At 55.7% G+C, this 20,400-nt stretch carries 16 protein-coding genes; 7 read left to right on the top strand and 9 right to left on the bottom strand.

What is annotated here, in order from left to right:
- Positions 1-175: 175 nt before the first annotated feature.
- From LJE94_03225 to LJE94_03210, 4 genes are all read left to right on the top strand, one after another.
- Positions 176-2,269, top strand: a complete 2,094-nt coding sequence (locus LJE94_03225) for a 6-phosphofructokinase (protein MCG6909121.1) — start codon at positions 176-178, stop codon at positions 2,267-2,269.
- 189 nt (positions 2,270-2,458) lie between these two features.
- Entirely contained in the window at positions 2,459-3,712 is a 1,254-nt protein-coding gene (locus LJE94_03220) for an aminotransferase class III-fold pyridoxal phosphate-dependent enzyme (GenBank protein MCG6909120.1), read from the top strand.
- A gap of 52 nt (positions 3,713-3,764) precedes the next feature.
- Entirely contained in the window at positions 3,765-4,688 is a 924-nt protein-coding gene (locus LJE94_03215) for a DUF6206 family protein (protein ID MCG6909119.1), read from the top strand.
- 109 nt (positions 4,689-4,797) lie between these two features.
- Positions 4,798-6,114, top strand: a complete 1,317-nt coding sequence (locus LJE94_03210; protein MCG6909118.1) for a C69 family dipeptidase — start codon at positions 4,798-4,800, stop codon at positions 6,112-6,114.
- A 270-nt stretch (positions 6,115-6,384) separates the two neighbouring features.
- On the opposite strand, the gene LJE94_03205 is transcribed toward LJE94_03210, so the two are convergent.
- From LJE94_03205 to LJE94_03170, 8 genes are all read right to left on the bottom strand, one after another.
- On the bottom strand, positions 6,385-7,308 hold the full coding sequence (locus LJE94_03205; protein MCG6909117.1) for a P-loop NTPase: 924 nt from the start codon (positions 7,306-7,308) through the stop codon (positions 6,385-6,387).
- 4 nt (positions 7,309-7,312) lie between these two features.
- Positions 7,313-8,482, bottom strand: coding sequence for a cyclic nucleotide-binding domain-containing protein (locus LJE94_03200; GenBank protein MCG6909116.1), 1,170 nt, complete (start codon positions 8,480-8,482; stop codon positions 7,313-7,315).
- A gap of 74 nt (positions 8,483-8,556) precedes the next feature.
- A complete protein-coding gene (locus LJE94_03195; protein ID MCG6909115.1) occupies positions 8,557-8,874 on the bottom strand; it encodes a hypothetical protein in 318 nt (105 codons plus the stop codon).
- Entirely contained in the window at positions 8,874-9,893 is a 1,020-nt protein-coding gene (locus LJE94_03190) for a hypothetical protein (GenBank protein MCG6909114.1), read from the bottom strand. The genes LJE94_03195 and LJE94_03190 overlap by 1 nt, the downstream gene beginning before the upstream one ends.
- A gap of 313 nt (positions 9,894-10,206) precedes the next feature.
- Positions 10,207-11,289 (bottom strand): heme b synthase, encoded by a 1,083-nt coding sequence (gene ahbD, locus LJE94_03185; protein MCG6909113.1) that lies wholly within the window; start codon positions 11,287-11,289, stop codon positions 10,207-10,209.
- A gap of 88 nt (positions 11,290-11,377) precedes the next feature.
- Positions 11,378-12,352, bottom strand: a complete 975-nt coding sequence (gene hemB / locus LJE94_03180) for a porphobilinogen synthase (protein MCG6909112.1) — start codon at positions 12,350-12,352, stop codon at positions 11,378-11,380.
- 54 nt (positions 12,353-12,406) lie between these two features.
- Positions 12,407-13,594 carry a 12,18-didecarboxysiroheme deacetylase gene (ahbC, locus tag LJE94_03175; protein ID MCG6909111.1) on the bottom strand — a complete coding sequence of 396 codons (1,188 nt, stop codon included), beginning with the start codon at positions 13,592-13,594 and terminating at the stop codon, positions 12,407-12,409.
- A gap of 30 nt (positions 13,595-13,624) precedes the next feature.
- Positions 13,625-15,391, bottom strand: coding sequence for an AAA family ATPase (locus tag LJE94_03170; protein MCG6909110.1), 1,767 nt, complete (start codon positions 15,389-15,391; stop codon positions 13,625-13,627).
- Between the two features lie 419 nt (positions 15,392-15,810).
- On the opposite strand from LJE94_03170, the gene serB reads away from it, so the two are divergent.
- Positions 15,811-16,974 (top strand): phosphoserine phosphatase SerB, encoded by a 1,164-nt coding sequence (serB, locus tag LJE94_03165; protein ID MCG6909109.1) that lies wholly within the window; start codon positions 15,811-15,813, stop codon positions 16,972-16,974.
- A 137-nt stretch (positions 16,975-17,111) separates the two neighbouring features.
- Here serB and LJE94_03160 read toward each other — a convergent pair whose 3' ends face one another.
- On the bottom strand, positions 17,112-17,606 hold the full coding sequence (locus tag LJE94_03160; protein ID MCG6909108.1) for a MaoC family dehydratase: 495 nt from the start codon (positions 17,604-17,606) through the stop codon (positions 17,112-17,114).
- A 260-nt stretch (positions 17,607-17,866) separates the two neighbouring features.
- Between LJE94_03160 and LJE94_03155 the strand changes: the two genes are divergently transcribed.
- Together LJE94_03155 and LJE94_03150 are read left to right on the top strand one after the other, a co-directional pair.
- Entirely contained in the window at positions 17,867-19,342 is a 1,476-nt protein-coding gene (locus LJE94_03155; GenBank protein ID MCG6909107.1) for a tetratricopeptide repeat protein, read from the top strand.
- Between the two features lie 18 nt (positions 19,343-19,360).
- On the top strand, positions 19,361-20,365 hold the full coding sequence (locus LJE94_03150) for a FecR family protein (protein MCG6909106.1): 1,005 nt from the start codon (positions 19,361-19,363) through the stop codon (positions 20,363-20,365).
- Positions 20,366-20,400: the final 35 nt, after the last annotated feature.

The following is a 20,400-nucleotide window of genomic DNA, read 5'->3' as shown; positions in this document are numbered from 1 at the left end:
GACGTGAATCTGCTTCGGTACAACCGATCGATAACCTCCGGCATTTCGAATATCGGCGCCCTGAATTGAACCCGGGGACTCGTTGTTTTGCCGAAGGTTATATGAGATATTGTAAATGGTTGCCCGATATTTTATAGTCACCGAACACAATTTTTTATGAAACGGAGGTTCGAGTATGACCATTCCCGAAGCGTTGTCCACGGAAAAATTAATGGCCCACCCCGAAGTCGTCCGGGCAGTCGACAAGGTAAACGCCGAATTTGTCGAAAGAACCGCCTACAGACCGCCCATGTGTGAGGTATTCACCTCGACGGTGACCGGACTCGAGGCGGATGACGCCTATTGTTTCGAGATCGATCGCGAGGCACGGAAACAGCTGCCGGATATTATCGGCAACCAGGTGCAACGCATCGTGGGAAAGGACAAGCCGGGCGGTGAAGACGAAAAAAAATATCGCCGTCGGCGCAGGATCGGGATCGTTTTTTCGGGAGGGCCGGCGCCCGGCGGCCACAATGTCATTGCCGGCATTTATGACGCCGCCAAGCGGGCCAACCCGGAAAATGCCGTCATGGGTTTCTTGCTGGGACCGGACGGCATCATCGAGAGCGAGGTGGTCGAAATCACCGGGGAAATGGTCGATGCCTACCGGAACCTGGGCGGTTTCACCATGATAAAGACGGGTCGGACCAAGATCGATACCAGCGAAAAAATGGCCCTGTCCCGCGAGACCTGCCGGAAGCTGAGCCTGGACGCTCTGGTCGTCGTGGGCGGGGACGATTCCAATACCAACGCGGCTTTCCTGGCCCAGGCGATGGCGGCGGACGGCATACAGGTGATCGGCGTTCCCAAAACCATTGACGGCGATATCCAGGTCAGGGACAGCAACGGAAAGGTGCTGTGCGCCATGAGCTTTGGATTCCACACGGCCGCGAGGGCCTTTTCCAATGCCATCGGCAACCTGTGCACGGATTGCAGTTCCGACGTGAAGTACTGGCACATCTGCAAGGTCATGGGCCGCGTTGCCAGCCACCTGGCTCTCGAAGTCGCCCTGCAGACCCATGCCAGCATGACGCTCATCGGCGAGGACCTGGCCGACTACACGGACCGGCGCCGGCTGGAACGGGCGGTTTCAGGGAATGCGACCGACTACAGCGCTTATGGTATTACCCTCAGGCACCTTTCGCGGGTGATATGCAACGGCATCGTAAAACGCGCCGCGGCAGGCAAAAAATACGGTGTGATCGTCATTCCGGAAGGCATTCTGGAATTCGTCAACGAAATTCAGGTGTTCATCCTCAAGTTGAACACCATTATCGCCGATTTCAATGCGACCCATGACCGGGATTTTCACAAAACCCACCCTTTTCTGGAGGACAAACTCGAATTTTTAAGACGGATGGCCAGGCAGTCGGAAGAGGAAGACAAGATTATGGTCTGGAACCGCCGGGACGAAGATCTTTTCAATGACCTCCCTTTGTTCTTTCAGGAGGGACTGCTGACGGAAAGGGACAGTCACGGCAATTTCCAGTTTTCACAGGTGGAGACCGACAAGGTAATCATGGGGATGGTCAGGGATTACCTGGATATCTTAAAAGAGCAGGGGCGCTATAAAAACGGCATCGAGGAGAAATACTATCGAAAGACCCTGCGCAGGGGGGGGCTCGAGCCTGATCTGTTCGGGCCGGTCCTGTTTGCAAATTATGGCGACGCCCCTTATCTTCTGGTCAAAGAATCGATCATATCCGTCAAGACCCTGACGCAGGAGCTGGAAGCGGCCAATTTACTGGATAAGAACGAATCCATTCCCGATGCTGTCCGCAAGATTTACAAGAAGTCCGTTCCGGAATTCAAAACCCAGACTCACTTTTACGGCTACGACGGGCGGGGGAGCGACCCCACGCGCTTCGACTGCATATACACCTATAATCTGGGATTGACCGTGTTCAACCTGATAGCCGATGGGGCCACCGGCCAGATGGCGGCAATCAGGAATCTGGAAAAGGAATTTTCCGCGTGGGAGCCCATCGGCATTCCCATAGCCCCCCTGATGCATCTTGAAGAGCGCAAGGGAAAGCTGGAGCTGGTGATAGAAAAAAGCATCGTCGATATCGATTCCAATGCATTCAGAGTGGCCAGGGCATGCCGTGAGGAGTGGCTGGCCGCCGCCCCCGGTGAAGATCACTTCAGAAAACCGGGCCCCATCCGCTTTGCCGGCAAGAGTGAGGAGGATCGGCCCATTACCCTGGTGTTGAATGCGATCGGGCGGTAGTTGCGGGTGCGTAATTTGCCTTCGGCATAATTCATTGCAGTTATTGGCGAGAAGCAATTGGCGACAATGAATGACAGCCAATTGAACCGAGATGGCGAGCGCATTCCCCGCAGCTTGCTGCGGGGAGTGTTCAATTACGCCCAGTGAACAACCATAGATGACGGGAATTCAAAGAGGGGAAAACAGCACATGCATACCGAAGAGAAAGAGGCGGCCATAGGACGCTTTCGGAACCATGTTTCCTCCGGCAAAGCAGATTTTTTCATCAATTTGGGGATGGACCTGGTCATGGGGGACAGGGAGGGGGCCTTTCTGGCGGATATGGACGGCCGCAAAAAACTGTTCAATTTGCACTGCAACGGCGGCGTCTTCAACCTGGGCCACCGAAACCCCGAGTTGATAGAACTTTTAAAGCAAAGCCTTGACGAGTTCGACATCGGCAACCATCATCTCATGAGCCGCGTACGGGGCGAACTTGCGGAGAAAATCGCCGGGTGCATGCCGGCCGATCTGAATTACACGGTGTTCGGCGTTTCCGGAGGGGAAGCGATTGATTTGGCGATAAAGGTTGCCCGGGCCTGGCAGGGGCGCGGGAAAGTCGTTTCGGCGAAAGGGGGCTATCACGGCCATACCGGGCTTGCTCTGGCCGCAGGCGATCCCCGGTACAGGGATCCTTTCGGCGTGACTTCCACCGGGTTCGAACAGGTTCCGTTCGGCGACCTGGACTGTATGGAAGCGGCCGTGGGGCCTGATACAGCTGCCGTCATTCTCGAAACCGTGCCGGCGACGATGGGCGTGGTCGTTCCCGGCAGAGAATACATGTCCGGCGTGCGGGAACTGTGCACCCGCAAAGGGGCGCTGCTCATTCTCGATGAGGTGCAGACCGGGCTGGGCAGAACAGGACGCCTCTGGGGATTTGAACACTTCGATGTGGTTCCGGACATCGTCGTGCTTGGCAAGGGACTGTCCGGCGGGTTGTATCCCATAACGGCCACTGTGTTGCGGCAGCCGTTGGAGCGGATATTCCACAAGGATCCTTTCGTGCATATCTCCACCTTTGGCGGAGCCGAACCGGGGTGCTGTGTTGCCGGACGCGTGCTGGAGATTTCTTCCGATCCGGCCTTCCTGGACAGGGTCGTCGAACTGGCCGGGGAATTCCGGCGGTGCGTGGCCGTCCTTCAGCAGAAATACGCGGATTTTTTAATCGGTTTCCGGCAGCTCGGCCTGATGATGGGTCTGGTGTTCGCAGGGGAGATATCCGGGCAGGTGGTCAGTAAAACCGCCTACGACAACGACCTGCTGATGGTGTATGCCAACAATGACCCCTCCGTGTGTCAACTGCTGCCGCCGTTGATCATGGAGAGGGAACGTGTGCCGTGGGTTGCCGAAAGGCTGGAAAAGGCCGTTTCCCAGGCAAGGGATTTCGTTTTAGACAATCGTTAATTACGACTAGTAAGAATACAGGCACAACATATTTGGAAAGAATTAACAGCGGATGAAAATTGATACGGAGCTATTAACGCGTTTCGAGGCCGGCCTGGACCCCCAGCAAATAGAACGATCGAGGGTCCCGGCAACGCTACTGGGCTACGGTGAAATCTCTGCGATATTCAAAATCGAGGGCGATGAAAGAACCGCGTACAAACGCATGCCCTTGTTTTCGGACAGGTCTTCGGCCGAAACGTATGTCAGCGTGTATCGGCACTACTGCAGGCTTCTTCGGGATGCCGGTCTGAATCTTCCCGAACACGATACGGCCGTTGTGCCTGTTCCCGGCCGCCCGGTGGTGGTCTATATCGCCCAGGAATGGCTGCCTGCGGAACGGTTCGCTCACAAGCTCGTTCACAACCTTGAAAGGGATGCTTGCTACGCGTTGATGGAGCAGGTGGCCCGGGCAGTCGACGGGGTGTGGCGTTTTAATGCCGCTTCCACACCCGAGGTCGAGCTGGCACTCGATGGCCAGATTTCCAACTGGGTTCGCACGGGCGGCGAAAAAGAAGCCGGGTTGACCTATATCGACACCAGCACGCCGTTATTCAGGTTGGGGGGAATCGAACAAATGGATCCGGAGCCGCTGCTGAAAAGTGCGCCGCTTTTTTTACGATGGATACTGCGGTGGCTGTTTCTGGACGACGTCATGAACCGTTACTATGACTTGAGGATGGTATTTATTGACATTGCCGCCAATCTCTACAAGGAACAGTGCCCGGATCTGATTCCCGGCACGATTGACGTCTTCAACGGCTATCTTGACGTTGAGCAGAAGCCGTTGACGGAAAAAGCGATCGAAAAGTACTACCGGGAAGACAGAATGATCTGGATGCTTTTTTCCGCTTTCCGGCGTGTGGACCGCTGGCTGACGACCAAACTGATGCGCAAAAGGTACGAATTCATTCTGCCGGGGAAGATTGTGCGCTGATTGGACAAAAAGGGCTCGAGGGTTCCAATGTCCAATGATCAAGTATCATTAGCCACGAAACACCAAACACGAAACACGAAATACTAAACAAAACACGCGGAAGACAGGTATGTGTGACACTTTCATCATCATGCCGGACAGCACGACGGACGGTTCGGTACTGTTCGGCAAAAACAGCGACCGTGAACCCAATGAAGCCCAGTCCCTGGAATATCACCCGGCCGCCGCACACCCAAAGGGCGAACAGGCGACGTGCACCTACATCGAGGTTCCCCAGGTCCAGGAGACGCTTGCGACCGTTATTTCAAGACCGTTCTGGATGTGGGGGGCCGAAATGGGCGCCAACGAAAAAGGGGTGGTTATCGGCAACGAGGCCGTTTTTACCAAAATGCCCCGGGAACGGAACGGCGGCCTGACGGGAATGGACATCCTGCGGCTCGCGCTCGAACGCTCGGGAACGGCGGACAGGGCCCTGGAGGTGATGGTGCAGCTTCTTGCCGACCACGGGCAGGGGGGGGCGTGCGGGTACAAAAACAAGGGCCTTTTCTATCACAACAGTTATATCATCGCCGATGCACAAAGGGCCTGGGTCTTGGAAACGGCAGGCCCCTTGTGGGCCGCCTTGAGGGTGAAAAGCCGATACAGCATCAGCAACGGACTGACCATCGGTGAAACCTATGACGAGGGGCATCCGGACCTGATTTCCGTTGCCAGGAAGAAGGGGTGGCTGAAAAAAAGGACCACGTTTCATTTCGCCAAATGCTACGCAGACTGGTTTTACACCACCTTTTCCGCCAGCGGGAAGCGTCGGTCGCGCGCCATGCATCTGATGAGCCGGCGGGCCAAATCCGTCGCTCCCGGCATGGCCATGCGCATCCTGCGGGACCACGGCCCGGATACGACGTATCGGCCGGGCGCCCACCTGTTCCTCGACCGGTTGTGTGCGCATGCCGCCAACCCGTTTTCCAGAGATGCGGCCCAGACGACGGGCTCCCTCGTCGCCCATCTCAAAGCGACGCGGCAAACGGTATGGGTTACCGGGACCTCGGCGCCCTGCACCGGCATTTTCAAGCCGGTCTGGATCGACGAATGCGGCCTGCCCGACATCGGGCCGGCACCCGGCGCCGTTTATGACGCCAAGAGCCTGTGGTGGTTCCATGAAAATTTGCACCGGCTGGTCATCGAAGATTATAACAACAGAATAGCCCTCTACAAGCGCGAACGAGACCTTTTGGAGGGACGGTTTGTGGAACAGGCTGCTTCCGCAACGCCGGAAGCCAGGTGGGAGGTGTCAAGGACCGCCTTCGAAAAGGCCAGGAAAATGACGCGTGAATGGATCGAACGCGTCGGGGCCGCTGCGGTCGACAAGCGTGAGAATGTGGTGTACCGGCGCTACTGGGAAAGGCAGAACCGCGGGGTATTGTAAGCGTCGGCTTTTCCCGATGCCGTCTTTAGTGGTTGCCGGAAAATGGTTCCGGACAGCCCCTATTTCGAGTTTCAATCGGAACATACTTATGGCAATGGGTATAAGAACCGCCGGGCTTTAAAACCATCGCTTCGAGATGTTCAAGGACACCATACCGATAGGTTGGCCCCACGGTTTTAAAACAACATGACAAGCAATAGATAATGATCTTTATCTTTTCCGGTTTATCCGGGGTGGGAATTTTTCAATTGTGAGTTCAAAGCATGTTTTTCACAGCAGTTTTGACGTTATCTCGTGCACCCCGGCAAAGGCTTCGCTCGACCTGTCGATCTGCGAGAGCGGTGTCATGCTCGATACGAGCGAATTCAGCCGCTTGTCGTAAACGACGCCCCCCATATCCACGGGTTCGATCATCAAATATTTCTCCGAAACCAGCCGGATGATGCTGCCGGCGTTGTTGTCCCTGCGGCTGCGGACCATATTGGTCACCAGCGCCGGGCGGATCGTAGCCAGTTCTCCCTTTAGAAAATCCGCTGCTTCGGCTCCCCCGTCGTCCCGGATAACCCGAAACAACTCTTTGACGGTTCTCACGTTCAATTCGTTTTTGGGATCCATGGCCGATTTGATGATGGACAGCATACCCGGTTTCTGGCTCGTGAGACGGCTCAATTTCCGATACACGGCGTTGCGGACGAAGGCGTAGGAATTCTGAATGGATATGGGTTGGGGGGTGAGCATGACAATCTGCCGGTGGGCAATCAGAAAAAAATCGAGGACATTGAAGGACGTTCCCGCCCCCAAGTCCAGAACCACATACTCGGCATCCAACTGCCCGATGCCCTGAATGATTTTCACTTTCTGGGCAAATTGGAGATTGGCCAGCGAGAGAATTTCACTCGCACCGCTGAGCAGGCGCAGGTTGGGCACGCCTGTTTCGATGCAGATATCTCCCAGGCTGCCGACTTTTTTGGTTATGAAGTCGTTAATCGTGTGGGTGGGGCTTTTGATCCCCAGCAGCGTGTGGATATTGGCGCCGCCCAGGTCCACGTCGACGATGATGGTGCGTTTGCCTATCTGTGCCAGCCAAAGCGCAAAAAGCGAGCTGAGAACACTTTTCCCGACCCCTCCTTTTCCGCCACCGACGGCCCATATTTTAGGTTTTACCGGCGATTGTTCCGCATGGTTATCAGTCACAAGGCTATCCTTTCACCAAGTCATCCCACAGATTCCAGAGCAGATTCTGTTCGGCATTTCCCTGCAGGCAGTATTTTTCCAGGGCCCTCCGTTCTGAATCGTTTAAAGCTTCGAAGCGGATGCCCACTAGTAAACGGGTGTTAGCGTTCTCGATAAATTTTACGCTCCAGGCGATGTTCCCGGCGATTTTCAGGGTCACATTCTCTCCGGTCAGCCTGATTTCAACGTTCACGGCGGCATTTTCAAACGCCTTCAAGGGGGTCGCGAGATGCTGGTCACCGATATCCACACACGCACCGCCCAGAGAGATATCCCTGGTGAGTCCCTCCGTGTCGATAGGGGGGGCGTTCTCCATTTGTGGAAGGATGCTGAGTTTGACCTTCGTGGGGATTTCGTACCTCACCGCCCGCCGAACGCTTGTCCACATTCTTCCGTCGAGGGTTTCGCTGGGGTTCCTGTAAAGGTCGGTCAGCAGGAGCTCCACCCTTGGGTGTTTCCGGCACAATTGCTGAAGTACCTGTTTGGAAATTTTGACCAGTTCGACATGGGTAAGTGTTTCAACGTCCGATCTCGAACGGTGTTCCGCATCGAGGGGATATATGTCTCCGAAGATGTCGTTATCGGACAGGTGCCGCACCAGTGCCTGGTCGCCGGATTCATCATCGCCGTCGGTGCGGTAGGTGGTTTCTTTCAGGGTGCCGGACACGATGAAAAACAGTTCGTTCGCTTCATCTCCGAAGCTCTTGACGGCATGATTGGCCGGGAAATGGACCCTCACCAGTCTCAGCATGACGGCCACCAGCTCCGGATAGGTGAAAGCGGAAAAAAAGTCCTGCAGGGGCGTTTCGGCAGATTTGGATGCCTGCACGGCGGCGTGGAAAACCCGGCCCTGATCGTGGGTGGGTTTGTTGATGCTCCATGCCAGTATCGTGGCCACGATGGCCTGCAGGCTCCTGCCCGAATCGAGGTACATCTTGGCGGATCGTTCATATACCCGAACGGCTTCGTCCCGCGCCCCCTCTTTTGCGAGAAAATCGGCAAAGGCCCTGTGAAGGGACGCTTTTTCGGGAAACAGTTTCAGGAGGTGCTCGAACTTTTCCCTTTCGTTGATGATAATCGTTCCTTCTTTGATGCGGGCAAGAATTCTTTCGTACGATTCATTTTGAGAATTCAATCTTTGTCCCCCGGGGTTCACCATGGCTGCGGCGCTCTTGGCTGCTCAACCACACCATCTTCGAATTTGGAATATCATTTCCGGTCGGCACGTTCGTCTCCGCCGTGACCGATCAGGGCATCGATGCGCCGGTTCATGATCTCGCTTTTTTGATGGATCAAGCGGATAATATCATAAAACGCATCGATGCGTTTATTGATCTTTATTACGATATCACTCAGTTGATAAATTTTATCCTGCAGTGCCGCCACCTGCTCCAGAGGATCGCCCCCGGCCGGGCGGTTCGGGGCGTGCGTTCGATCGGCGCTGAAGTCGCTGATCATGCTTTCCAGGTCCGCTTTTTCCTCGTCCGAGAGTCCAAGGTCGAACCCCTCTTGATCTTTTCCCGCCATCAGTCCGCTCCCTTGGGATTCGATTCCTCGTATTGTTTGAATTTTTCCCTGATTTTCGCATCGATGGAAGCCATGATGTCGGCGGTTGTCTTCAATTCCTCTCCGGAGTCGATGCGCCGGGTCCGGCCGGCAGTGTTTTTCCTCTGTAAAAGCAGCATTCCGATCAGGGCAAAGATGACAATCGATATGACGGCCAGGGCGGCGATCAGATAGGTCTGGAAGTTTCCCGACGGGGTTGTCTGCACCTCTTGCTTCATGGTGCCGGATGCCGGCGACGGCTTCGGTGCAGCCGGTGCCGTTTCCGGGGCCTTTGGCGCTTGTTTGCCGGCGGGTTGGGCGGGTGCGACCGCTGCCGGAGCAATTTCAGGGCCGGCAGCCATTTGCGGTGCAGGTTGCCGGCTTGGCACTTCGGCCGTTCGCCGCGGCTTTTGGATGCCGGGCTTGCCCCCGGGGGCCTCCGCCGCGGGGGGCGGGGAGGCGGCCTGTTCGGGAGCCGCTGTGTTGGGACTTTTTTCCGCCGTTTCAGCCGGTGATTCAATTTCCGTTTTTTCCGCGCCGCCATCGCCTCGCATCGACGCTTTCACAACCATCCGGTTCAGCCGCACCTCGGATGCGGCAGGTGCTAGAGGGTAAAGGTCGAAGACCACCCTGTCCGGTTCGGTCAAGGTGAACGCCTGCATGCGGTACTGGGGAGTGGCAAGGTCTATGCCGGTTTTCAGATTTTTCCCCTTCGCTTGAACCGTGATGGACTTGATAGGCGGGGCCAACGCAATCTTTTTGCCAGCCCCTGGCCCGGATGTCGATTCCGTGAAGGTCAACAGCAGCTTTCCCGCCCCCTGGCTCTCTTTTACCAGGTAGCGGACAGGCCCGTTGAACTCAAAAACGATGCGTGTAAAACCACTTTTTTTCCCGGTTCTGATTTCCTGAAGCTCCGCGGCGAAAGCAGCAGTGGCCATGCAGGCAAAGAGTATCACGAGGAAAAGGATTGCCGGGCATATGCGGGGTCCTGGTTGCTTCATTGCACGAATACGCTGTTCAAGATTAAGAGTAACGGTGTGGAAAAGGTTGTCCCGACACCATGAGGGCATCAGGCAGTTCGGTGAGAGAATAGATAAGAATCGTTTGCATGTCAAGGGATTGTAAAGGGGATGCGGTACACGGTATGCGGTTCACGGTATAGGGGACACTTCCAAAAAAGCGTGAAACGGTAGAGGTAAGACGATAGACGTGCGGTTCGCTCCACGTTTCACGGCATAGGGTATACGGCGCAGGGCTTAGAGCGCTGGGTGCCAGGCGCTCTGAAGGTTCCTTGCGCCTCGTGCCTGGCGCCGTTTAGGTCTGAGCCGGCTGGTAGCTGCACAGCGGCTCTTCCGCCATGTAGTCGCCGGTGGCTTCGTAGGCCCTGGCCCGGCATCCGCCGCACACCTTGCGGTATTCGCATGCCCCGCATTTCCCCTTCAATGCGTCAAAATCACGCAGATTTCTGAAGATTTCCGAATCATTCCAGATTTCCTGGAAAGGCTTTTGGGTGATGTCGCCGCAGTTGAGATCGAGAAAGCCGCAGGGCTGCACAATGCCGGTATGGGAAATGAAACAGAAACCCACGCCACCCAGGCAGCCACGGGTGACCGCGTCCAGGCCATGGGTTTGGAAGGTTACCTTTTCACCGTCTCTCTTGGCATTCTGCCTGAGAATCCGGTAATAGTGCGGTGCGCAGGTGGCCTTGAGCTGCAGCGGCGTCTGCCCTCTTTGATCGTAAAACCAATTGAGGGTTTCCTCGTACTCCAGGGCATTGATTTCCTTGTCGACAATGTATTTTCCCCTGCCGGTGGGCACCAGCAGAAAGATGTGGTGCGCCACGGCACCCAGTTTTACGGCGAGGTCCTGGATGGCCTGTATCTGGTCGAGATTGGACTTGGTGATGGTGGTGTTGATTTGAAACTCGATGCCGGCCTCTTTGGCCAACTCGATCCCATGCAGGGCGCCGTCAAAGGCTCCCTCCACCCCCCTGAACCGGTCGTGGACGTCGCGCGTGGCACCGTCGAGGCTGATGCTGATGCGCTTTATGCCCGCCCCGGCCATTTTCCCGGCCATTTCCCTGGTGATCAGGGTTCCGTTGGGCGCCATTACCATCCGGAGCCCCAGATCGGTCCCGTAACGGGCAATTTCGAATATGTCGGGGCGCAGCAGCGGTTCCCCCCCGGTGAGGATGATGATGGGGTCCCCTACGCCTTTGATCTGGTCGAGAAGCCTGAGGCCGGCCTGCGTGTCCAGTTCGCCTTCATAGGGCCCCATGGTGGCAGCCGCACGGCAGTGCACGCAGGAGAGGTTGCAGTTTCGGGTTATTTCCCATGCCACCAACCGGAGCGGTGGGCTGCTTTTCCGGTCCTCATGGGGGTGTTTTTTGTCGGACATTGGTTTTTTCAGTTCCTTGTTTCCAATGGGGTATCGCTTTGTGCCCTTTGTGCCTTTGTGGTTCGATATTTATTGGTCTGCGTTTGCTTCAATCGTGCAGCACCTTGGCCGCATCCATGGCAAAATAGGTGAGAATCAGGTCGGCTCCCGCACGCTTGATGGCCGTAAGGGTTTCCATCATTACCTTCGGACCGTCCAGCCAACCCAGTTTTTCGGCGGCCTTGATCATGGCATACTCGCCGCTCACGTTGTAGGCGGCCACGGGCAGGTCGATTTCGTCACGCACCCGGCAAATGACATCGAGATAGGCCAGGGCGGGTTTCACCATGATGATGTCGGCACCCTCTTCGACGTCCATGGTCACTTCACGAATGGCCTCCAGCACGTTGGCCGGGTCCATCTGGTACGTGCGCCGGTCGCCGAACTGGGGGGCCGAATCCGCGGCTTCACGAAAAGGGCCGTAATAGGACGAGCAATACTTGGCTGCATAGGCCATGATGGGGACGTGGCTGAAATCTTTTTCATCCAGGGTGTTGCGTATTTCGGCAACCCGTCCGTCCATCATGTCCGACGGGGCCACCATGTCGGCCCCCGCCTGCGCATGGGAGAGGGCGGTTCTGGCCAGCAGGTCGAGGCTGGCATCGTTGTCTATGACATTGCCGTCAATGATGCCGCAGTGTCCGTGGTCCGTGTACTGGCACAGGCAGACATCCGTGATGACAGCCAGGTCGGGGAGCTTGTCCTTGACGGCTTTCACCGCCCGTTGAACGATGCCGTCCTTGGCATATGCCCTTGTGCCCAGCGCATCCTTTTTATCGGGGAGGCCGAAAAGCATAATGGCCGGAATGCCCAGATCGTAGGCCGCTCCGGCCGTTTTCACCAGTTTGTCGATGGACATCTGGCTCTGTCCGGGCATGGACGGAATGGGGGTTTCGACGTTTTTTCCATTGACGGCGAAAAGGGGATAGATCAGATTCGACGTCGACAGCTCGGTTTCGCGCACCATGCGCCTGAACGCCTTGCTTTGCCGCATGCGGCGGCCTCTGTAGTCTGGAAACAGCATGTTGTTTTCCTCGGTATCAGGTTCAAGGTTTAAGGGTTAAGGCCGATGCCATTGTCACTCCGTTTTCTGGATTTCGGCGTCTGTCAAATAGCACGCCGGGTCCGGTGCCCAGATGTCGTCGTAAACCGCTTCCGCGCGAACCCTGAAGTTGCCGGCACAGATGTCGAGCCATCCGCAGGCGGCGCAACGGCCGGTCACATGATTCTTTTTCTCCTTCAGTTTTGCCATCAGGGGGTCGGACAGATCCGTCCAGATTTCGGAAAAGGGTCTGTCTTTCACGTTGCCGAAACTGTGGTGACGCCAGAACTGGTCGGGGTGAACGCTGCCGTCCCAGCTAACACAGCCGATGCCGCGGCCGGTATTGTTGCCTTCGTTCATTTTCAGAAGGTCAAATACCTCTCCGGCGCGCTGCGGGTCTTCCTTCAGCAGCCTCAGGTAGAGGTAGGGCCCGTCTGCATGGTTGTCCACCGTCAGTACCTCTTTGGGTTTGCCCCTGTCGTGGAGGTCCTTGGTACGGTCTATGATCAGGTCCACGGCCGCCCGGGTTTCTGCGTGGGAAAGATCCTCATCCACCATGGTGGAGCCCCGGCCGGCGTAAACCAGGTGGTAGAAACACACCCTGGGTATGTCCATTTCCTCCAGGAGGTCGAAGATGGCGGGGATCTCCCCTACATTGGCCTTGTTGATGGTGAAGCGCAACCCGACCTTGATGCCGGCCGCCTGGCAGTTTCGAATGCCCTGCATGGCCTTGCCGAAGGCCCCCGGCACCCCCCGGAAACGGTCGTTGATCTTTTCCATTCCGTCCAGGCTGATGCCCACGTAAGATAGGCCGATATCTTTCAGCGTCCGGGCCAGTTCGGCCGTTATGAGCGTCCCGTTGGTGGAAATCACCGCCCGCATGCCTTTGTCCACGGCGTAGGCGGCCAGGTCGGGCAGGTCCTTGCGGACCAGGGGTTCCCCGCCCGAAAAAAGCAGCACGGGCACACCGAATCCTGCCAGGTCGTCGATAAGGGTTTTGCCCTCATCGAAAGAGAGTTCGTTCGCGAAATGCCGGTCCTCGGCATGCGCATAGCAGTGTACGCACTTCAGGTTGCACCGGCGGGTGACATTCCAGACGACAACGGGTCGCTTGTCGGCGGAAAACTGCAGCAGGTGGGAGGGAAGTGAAGAGGACAGACGCCCGTAACGCAATGCATCCGACGGCTCTACGGTTCCACAATAGAGTTTCGATATTCCGATCATTGTATAATCCGTTCGTGTTTTCGTGATTGATTATTTTTCTTCCCCTGTTGGGAGTGATTTGGCGTGCAGGTTGATCAACTCGCCGACATAGGTCTCAGGGGAATGCAATGCATCACGGGTAATGAAAAAGCGGTTGCGGCCGGTTTTGTCCCTGACCAGTTTCAGGCCGTACTCAAAATCATTGGACAGGTTTTTGTAGACATCCTTCAGTTCGATCTGTCCGTGGATCACCTTTTCGATGATAAAGTCGATGGCGTCCTCTTCGAGCACGATGTTGATGTCGTGATTTTTCAGGAAGTAGAGTTCGATGGTCTTGATCTGACTGTGATACGATTTGATTTTTTTAATAATGCTGTCGATATCCGATGGATTGGCGGCATAGCATTCCGCGACCAGGTTTTTGCGGGAGGCCGTCAGGTCCATTTTGTGCTTGTTGATGATGTTGTTCTGATTGTCTTCGAGATAGGCCACTATGGATTGCCGCTCCTCCTCGGCCAGTTTTTCGAAAATGCCGTCGTTATCCGATCGCCTGCCTTTGTCCAGAATGCGCTCCATGCTCTGTTTGGGTGCATCGATGACCCCCCGGGTGATGGCAAACCTGCCCACCTCTGTGGATGGCAGTTTTTTTTCAAACGGCAGCAGGGCATTCTCGACGGCGCTCACCAGGCCTCTGGCGCCTGTGTTTTCCTGGAAGGCGTTTTTGGACAGCAGATGAAGCGCCTGGTCTTCGAATACGGCATCGATGCCATAGGCGGCGAAGTCCAGCTTCTTCCCTAAAATGATCGGATTGTTTGGATTTTTCAGTATGAGGTAGAGGTCGTCTTCGGTCAGGCGTTCGAATACCGCCCTGACGGGAAGCCTGCCCACGAATTCCGACTCGAAGCCAAAGGATATCAGGTCTTCGGACCTGACTTGGGAAAGAACATCGGTATTTTCGATCGATTTCGGCAGATTGGCCCCGAAACCGATTCCCTTGGCGGCAACACGTTTGTTGATAATTTCCACCAGGCCGGTGAAGGCCCCGCTCATGATGAAAAGGATGTTTTTGGTGTTGACGGTACTTTTGTCCCTTTTTCCCGTTTTCCTGAAGCGTTCGACTTCCTGAAGCATGGATATGGGATCGTGGGGCACCTTGAGGTCCACTTCGGTCTCTTCCATGGGTTTCAGCAGGGCCCGCTGTACCCCGGTACGGGACACATCGGCCCCGATCAGGTTGTGGCTGGAAGCGATTTTGTCGATTTCGTCGATGTAGACAATGCCGTACTGGGCCCTTTCGATGTCATTGTCCGCCTCCCGCACCAGATCCCTGACCAGGTCCTCGACATCACCGCCGACATAGCCGGTTTCACTGAATTTGGTAGCATCACCCTTGACGAATGGCACGCCGATCTTCTTGGCGATCAGCTTGATCATGTAGGTCTTGCCAACACCGGTGGGTCCGATCATGAGCACGTTGTTTTTAATGCTGCCCACCATCTCACTCGTTTGATCCGGGAACTGCTGATATCGTTTTATCCTGTTGAAATGAGTGCATATTTTGGTAGAGAGAATGGCCTTGGCATCGTCCTGCTTGACGATATACTGGTCCAGGTAGGCCACCAGGTCCTCGGGCTTGAGCTCGAAATTGATCTTGCGCTTTTCGGGCGGCTTGGCTTGCTCGCTGTCGTCGGCGTTTTCGTGCTGCATCAGGATGGGGGTAGCCACCTTGACATTGCCGCCGAACTTCTTGGAAAGAAAGTCGCCCAGTTCTTTTTCGAGTTCCTTGGGGGTCGGTATTTTTTCGCTGTATTCTTTCATAATGACCAACATAATAAGCATGCCTGGTGCGGAATGCAAGCGTCTCACCCCCTGCAGAACGGCGGCAGGAACCGCAACCCCCGTACCGTCCCCCTTATACGGCTGTAAAGCGCCGTCTGCCGATTGTCACCGTCTGATGTAAAACAGGGCAATCGACACCGGCGACCTGCATATGCCTTCAGGGGGTGATCAACAACATCTTGTGCAAGACATTTGGTGCTAAACACAAAATATCGCAAAAAATTATAATTGACATACCGGCAGAGCCAAACGTATTTAGACAGAAACGTAGGTTTGTTGGGTTCATTGGGTTAGCAGGTTTGTTGGGTTGGTGGGTTTGCCGTTAACTCAATAAACACAAAAAACACAACGAACTAAAAAAAACACAACAAACTCATTTGATTCAAGGGCTTTATCAGATGAACACCTTGTATGTCATTTCAGCGGTGGGAAAGGACAAGCCCGGGCTGGTCCACTCGGTGACGAGTGTCCTTGCCGGGCTAAAAATCAATATCGTGGACGTGGAGGCCCGTGCCGTGCGGGGGCACTTCACCATGTTTCTGGTGGTGGATATGAGTACGTCCGACATCGGCTACGAAGAGATGATGAAGGCTGTCGAGCCCGTGGGCGCCGATTTCAACCTGGGCCTGCGGGTGGAACCGTACGAGGAGGGCCGCAGAATCGTCAACAAGCACCTGATGCTGTTTACCCTGATGGGACGCGACCGACCGGGCATTGTGGCCGGCGTGTCCGGCATTTTTTCCGAAAAAAATATCAACATTGAAACCATCAAGATGATTGCGCGCGGTGAATACATTGCCATGGAGATCACCGTGGACACGTCGAATGTGGCGGATATCGCCGCCCTGCGCAAGATGTTCTATGACTTTTCCGGCAAGACCGGTCTGGACGTTTCCCTCAGAAAATACGATCGCTTTCAGAAACCCAAGCGCGTGGTCGTTTTCGACTGCGACAGTACCATTATTCAGGGGGAGGTCATTGACGAACTGGCGGAGGTCGCCGGCGTGGGCGCCGACGTAAAGGCCATGACCGAGGAGGCCATGAGCGGGAACCTGGATTTCAAGGATGCGGTCAGAAAAAGGGTGAGCCTGCTGAAGGGCCTGACCACCGACCAGCTGGAATCCCTGACGAAATCGATCCACCTGACACCCGGTACCGAGGATCTGATTTCCACGCTCCACTTCATGGGCTACAAGGTGGGCGTGATCTCAGGCGGGTTTTCTTTTTTCACCGATTATCTCAAGCAGCGCCTGGGGCTCGATTACGTTTACGCCAATGAGCTCGAGATAGAAAACGGGCAGGTGACCGGCAGCATCAAGGGGGAAATTATCGATGCGGAGCGCAAGGGAGAAATCCTCATCGAGATCGCACGCCTGGAGAACATTACCAAAGATCAGATCGTGGCCGTGGGAGACGGCGCCAACGACCGCTTCATGCTGCAAAATGCGGGCCTGGCCATTGCCTTCAGCCCCAAGGAGATCCTCAAGGAATACAGCGACGGCATGATCACCACGGACAACCTGTCCGGTTTGCGTTATTTCCTGGGCATACCGGAAGATTGATCAGGAAGGTAAGCGGGTTAGAAAACCTGAGGCTTATCCAGTAGCCGGTGGCCCGTTTGTCTGTTGTCGGCGCAGACAGCAAGAAGCTTACCGACAGCACCGGCAACTCACGGATGGCCAAAATCTCACGTTAAAGCCTACTGATCTTCAGCCCTCTTGCCTCTCAATCCGTTGGTGGGGTCCCCCTCGGCCACCATGGCCTCCAGCACCTCGATGTCTCGATTCCCCGGGAGCCGCCCGGTAATCCACGCTTCCACCACGGTAAGTCCGTCCTGGTTTTTCATGGTTATCTCCGCCCGGGCCCATCCGCGCGCATCCACGTCGGCGATGAGGAAACGGCAGGTAATCGTATCGCCGAAATAGACCGGCTTTTTGAACTCGAAGTTCATCTGGGTGGCCAGCCACCCGATCTGCCCCCCGATTTCCGTGACCATGGCGCCCGTCAGCAGGCCGTGGCAGATGCGCCCGTCGAAATTCTTGGCCTCGGCAAAGCGATCGTCGAAGTGGACCGGGTTGTAGTCGTGGGTGATATCGGCAAATGTTTTCACCTCATTTTCGCCGAAGGTTCTGGAAACGATAAACACGTCGCCTCGCTTGAGGCCGCTGATTGTTTTTGCACGAATGCCGGACATAGTGAGTCATCCTCTTTCCGGTCCTGAAAAATGCGGCGCACAAATCTTGCCCCGCCGAAGGTTATTACTATTTGACATCGTTGGTATTTCTTTATACAATAATCCAAATTAGCGCCAAAGGCGGATCGGACCCTTTCGAGGGGCCTTCCTCATACCTTCGACTCTGCTATCGGCCGCTGATTTACCTGTCGTGGATAACACAAAATCATTCGCATTGAAACCATCCTTATGAACGCTTGACTATATAGGGGGACGATACCATGCGTCGATCGTTGGCGGTTGCGTTGGCGGTTCTTCTCTTGGCGGGTGCCGGTCTGTCGGCCCAGGCAGCGGAAGCAGGAGGCGGATATTACGATCTGGGGGTTTTTGCATATGAGTCCAAAGACTACCAGTCAGCCGAAAGCCTCTTCAAGAAGGCTCTTGAAACCGATCCTGCAAACCCGGTTTACCTGCAATATCTGGGTCGGGTCCATACAGAGCAGGGACGTTACGAAGAGGCCCGAGAAAATCTCGAAGCCGCCTGGGACAAAGATCCGGATCTGTCCGGCCTGAACTACGACTTGGGTCTGCTCTATTACCACACCGAGCAGTACGGCACGGCCGCCGAACACTTTGCAGCCGGTGCCGGGGAGGACGATTCCAACGTGCTGGCCGCCTATTACGGCGGCATCTGTCTTTACCGGCAGAAGCGCTACGGCGAGGCCGCTCCCCTGTTTGAAAAGGCCGCGGAAAGGAGCCCCTCCCTGAAGGTCAACAGCACCTACTATGCCGGCATATGCAACTATCAAACGGGGAATACGGGGGCGGCGAAAGAACAGTTTACCTATGTAAAGGACAATGCCGACACGCCGGCGGAGAAGAGGAACGCGGAAAAATGGTTGGGCATTCTCGGTGCGGAGCCGGCGCAAAAACCGTATTATCTCGACTTTGCCCTGCAATATATCTACGACGACAACGTTCCCCTGGACCCCACGGACATGGACCTGTTCCCGTCGGATGAAGCCGATTCGGGTGTTTACGCCCGGGCGGGTGGACGCTACAATATCGTCAATCGCAGCGATCTGGTTCTGGGGGCCGGAATCGAGCGCGGCCAGAATTGGTATTTCGACCTGGACCAGTTCGACATGTCCGACACCAGCGCCGACCTTTACGGGACCTATTCCAGCGGGTCTTTGCTTTTCGGCCTCAATTACATACCCAGGCTCTACACGCTCGACGACGAGGACTATCTGCTGCAGCACCAGCTGCGCCCTTCGGTTTTCTGGCAACCCAACAGGAATCTCCTGACCCGATTCGTTTACTCCTACTATCTGAGGGATTACCGCCAGAATGACGACCGGGACGGCAGCCTTCACGACCTGTATGCCGATGTCTACTACCACGTGTTTGGCGGACGTGGATTCGTTTTCGGGGGGGTCGGCTACGAGACGAGTACCGCCGATGTGTCAGCCTACGACTACACCCGTCCAAAACTCAAGGCGGGCATTTCCATGGAGCTTGGATGGCGCCTTATCATGGACCTGGAACTGTACTACTACCACAAGGAGTACCCGAATTTTCCCGGGGAGACAAGGAAAGACGACAAGTTCTCCGGGATTGCGGCGCTCAAACGACCGGTTTACCGGGATTGGCTTTTTGTCACTCTGGAATACAACCATATCACCAATCATTCCAATATCGAGGAGTACGATTACAGGAGAAACAGCCTGGGCATGGGACTTGAATTGGAATTTTAGATTTGCTGGAGAGATAAAATGAATACATGTAAAGGTACATTGACGGCAATCCGTGGTCTGGCTGTTGCGGCATTTCTTTTTGCGGGCCTCTGTTCGCCGGGCATCGCCGCCACCGGTACCATCCTGCCGGCAGGCGTTGTCATTGCTGATACATTCATGCCGGGGTTCGGTGCGCCCATCGGAAGCGTCCAGCGGGTCAGGGGTGACGTGGTGGTGATGCACGCCGAGAATGCGCACGAGGGATACCGGGCGCGGCCGGGCCTGCCCCTTTACAGGGGGGACACGGTAACCACCCTGAAAAGAGGCAAGATCCGTTTCAGGATGAACGACGGCAGTATTCTCTCCCTGGCTTCGGAAACGAAGCTGGAACTCAACCAGAGTGTTTACGACAAGAAGAAGAAAAGCCGATCGTCGTTTCTTCGCATGGCTTTCGGCAAGGCGCGGTTTTTCGTGGTGAAACTGCTCAAATTCAAACGTTCGGAATTCAAGGTGAAGACGCCTACGGCCGTCTGCGGCGTGCGGGGCTCCGATTTCGTGCTCGAAGCCTCCGCGGAAGTGACCATAGCCACGGCATTGGAAAAAACCTCCATCGAATTGGCGGGACTGGTAGACCCGGCGAGAGAACCCGTCGTGCTGACCGACTACCAGTCATCAAGGGTGTATGCCGGGGGATACCCGTCCAAGCCGGTCAACGTTTCACCCGAAGCGGTCAAGCGCCTGCTGGACCAGTTCATCAGCGTGGCGCCAGAAGATTATGAACCCGAAGCGGGTGAAATACAGGCAGGAAAAGGGATCGAGGCCATTGTCAAGGCAGACGTCAGGGTGCTGGTGCCCGAGAAAGTCATCGTCGCCGTACCCGAAGACTTCGAGACCAAGGAGGTCAGAGCCGGCGATATCTACAGGACCGTGGTGCAGTCGGGCGTGACCAAAGAACGCCCCAGCACCGTCCGGGTCGATATAATCGAGCAGGCCAAAGAGGGCTACCTGGGCAATCTGCCGGATTTTCCGCAGATGCCGGAGTAACCTCAAGGTCGCAACATTGGGGGTAATTTTCGATG

Source organism: Deltaproteobacteria bacterium (assembly GCA_022340465.1).
Lineage (GTDB): Bacteria > Desulfobacterota > Desulfobacteria > Desulfobacterales > B30-G6 > JAJDNW01.
The sequence above is the reverse complement of the archived record's forward strand: the minus strand, read 5'-3'. Positions and strand labels throughout refer to the sequence as shown.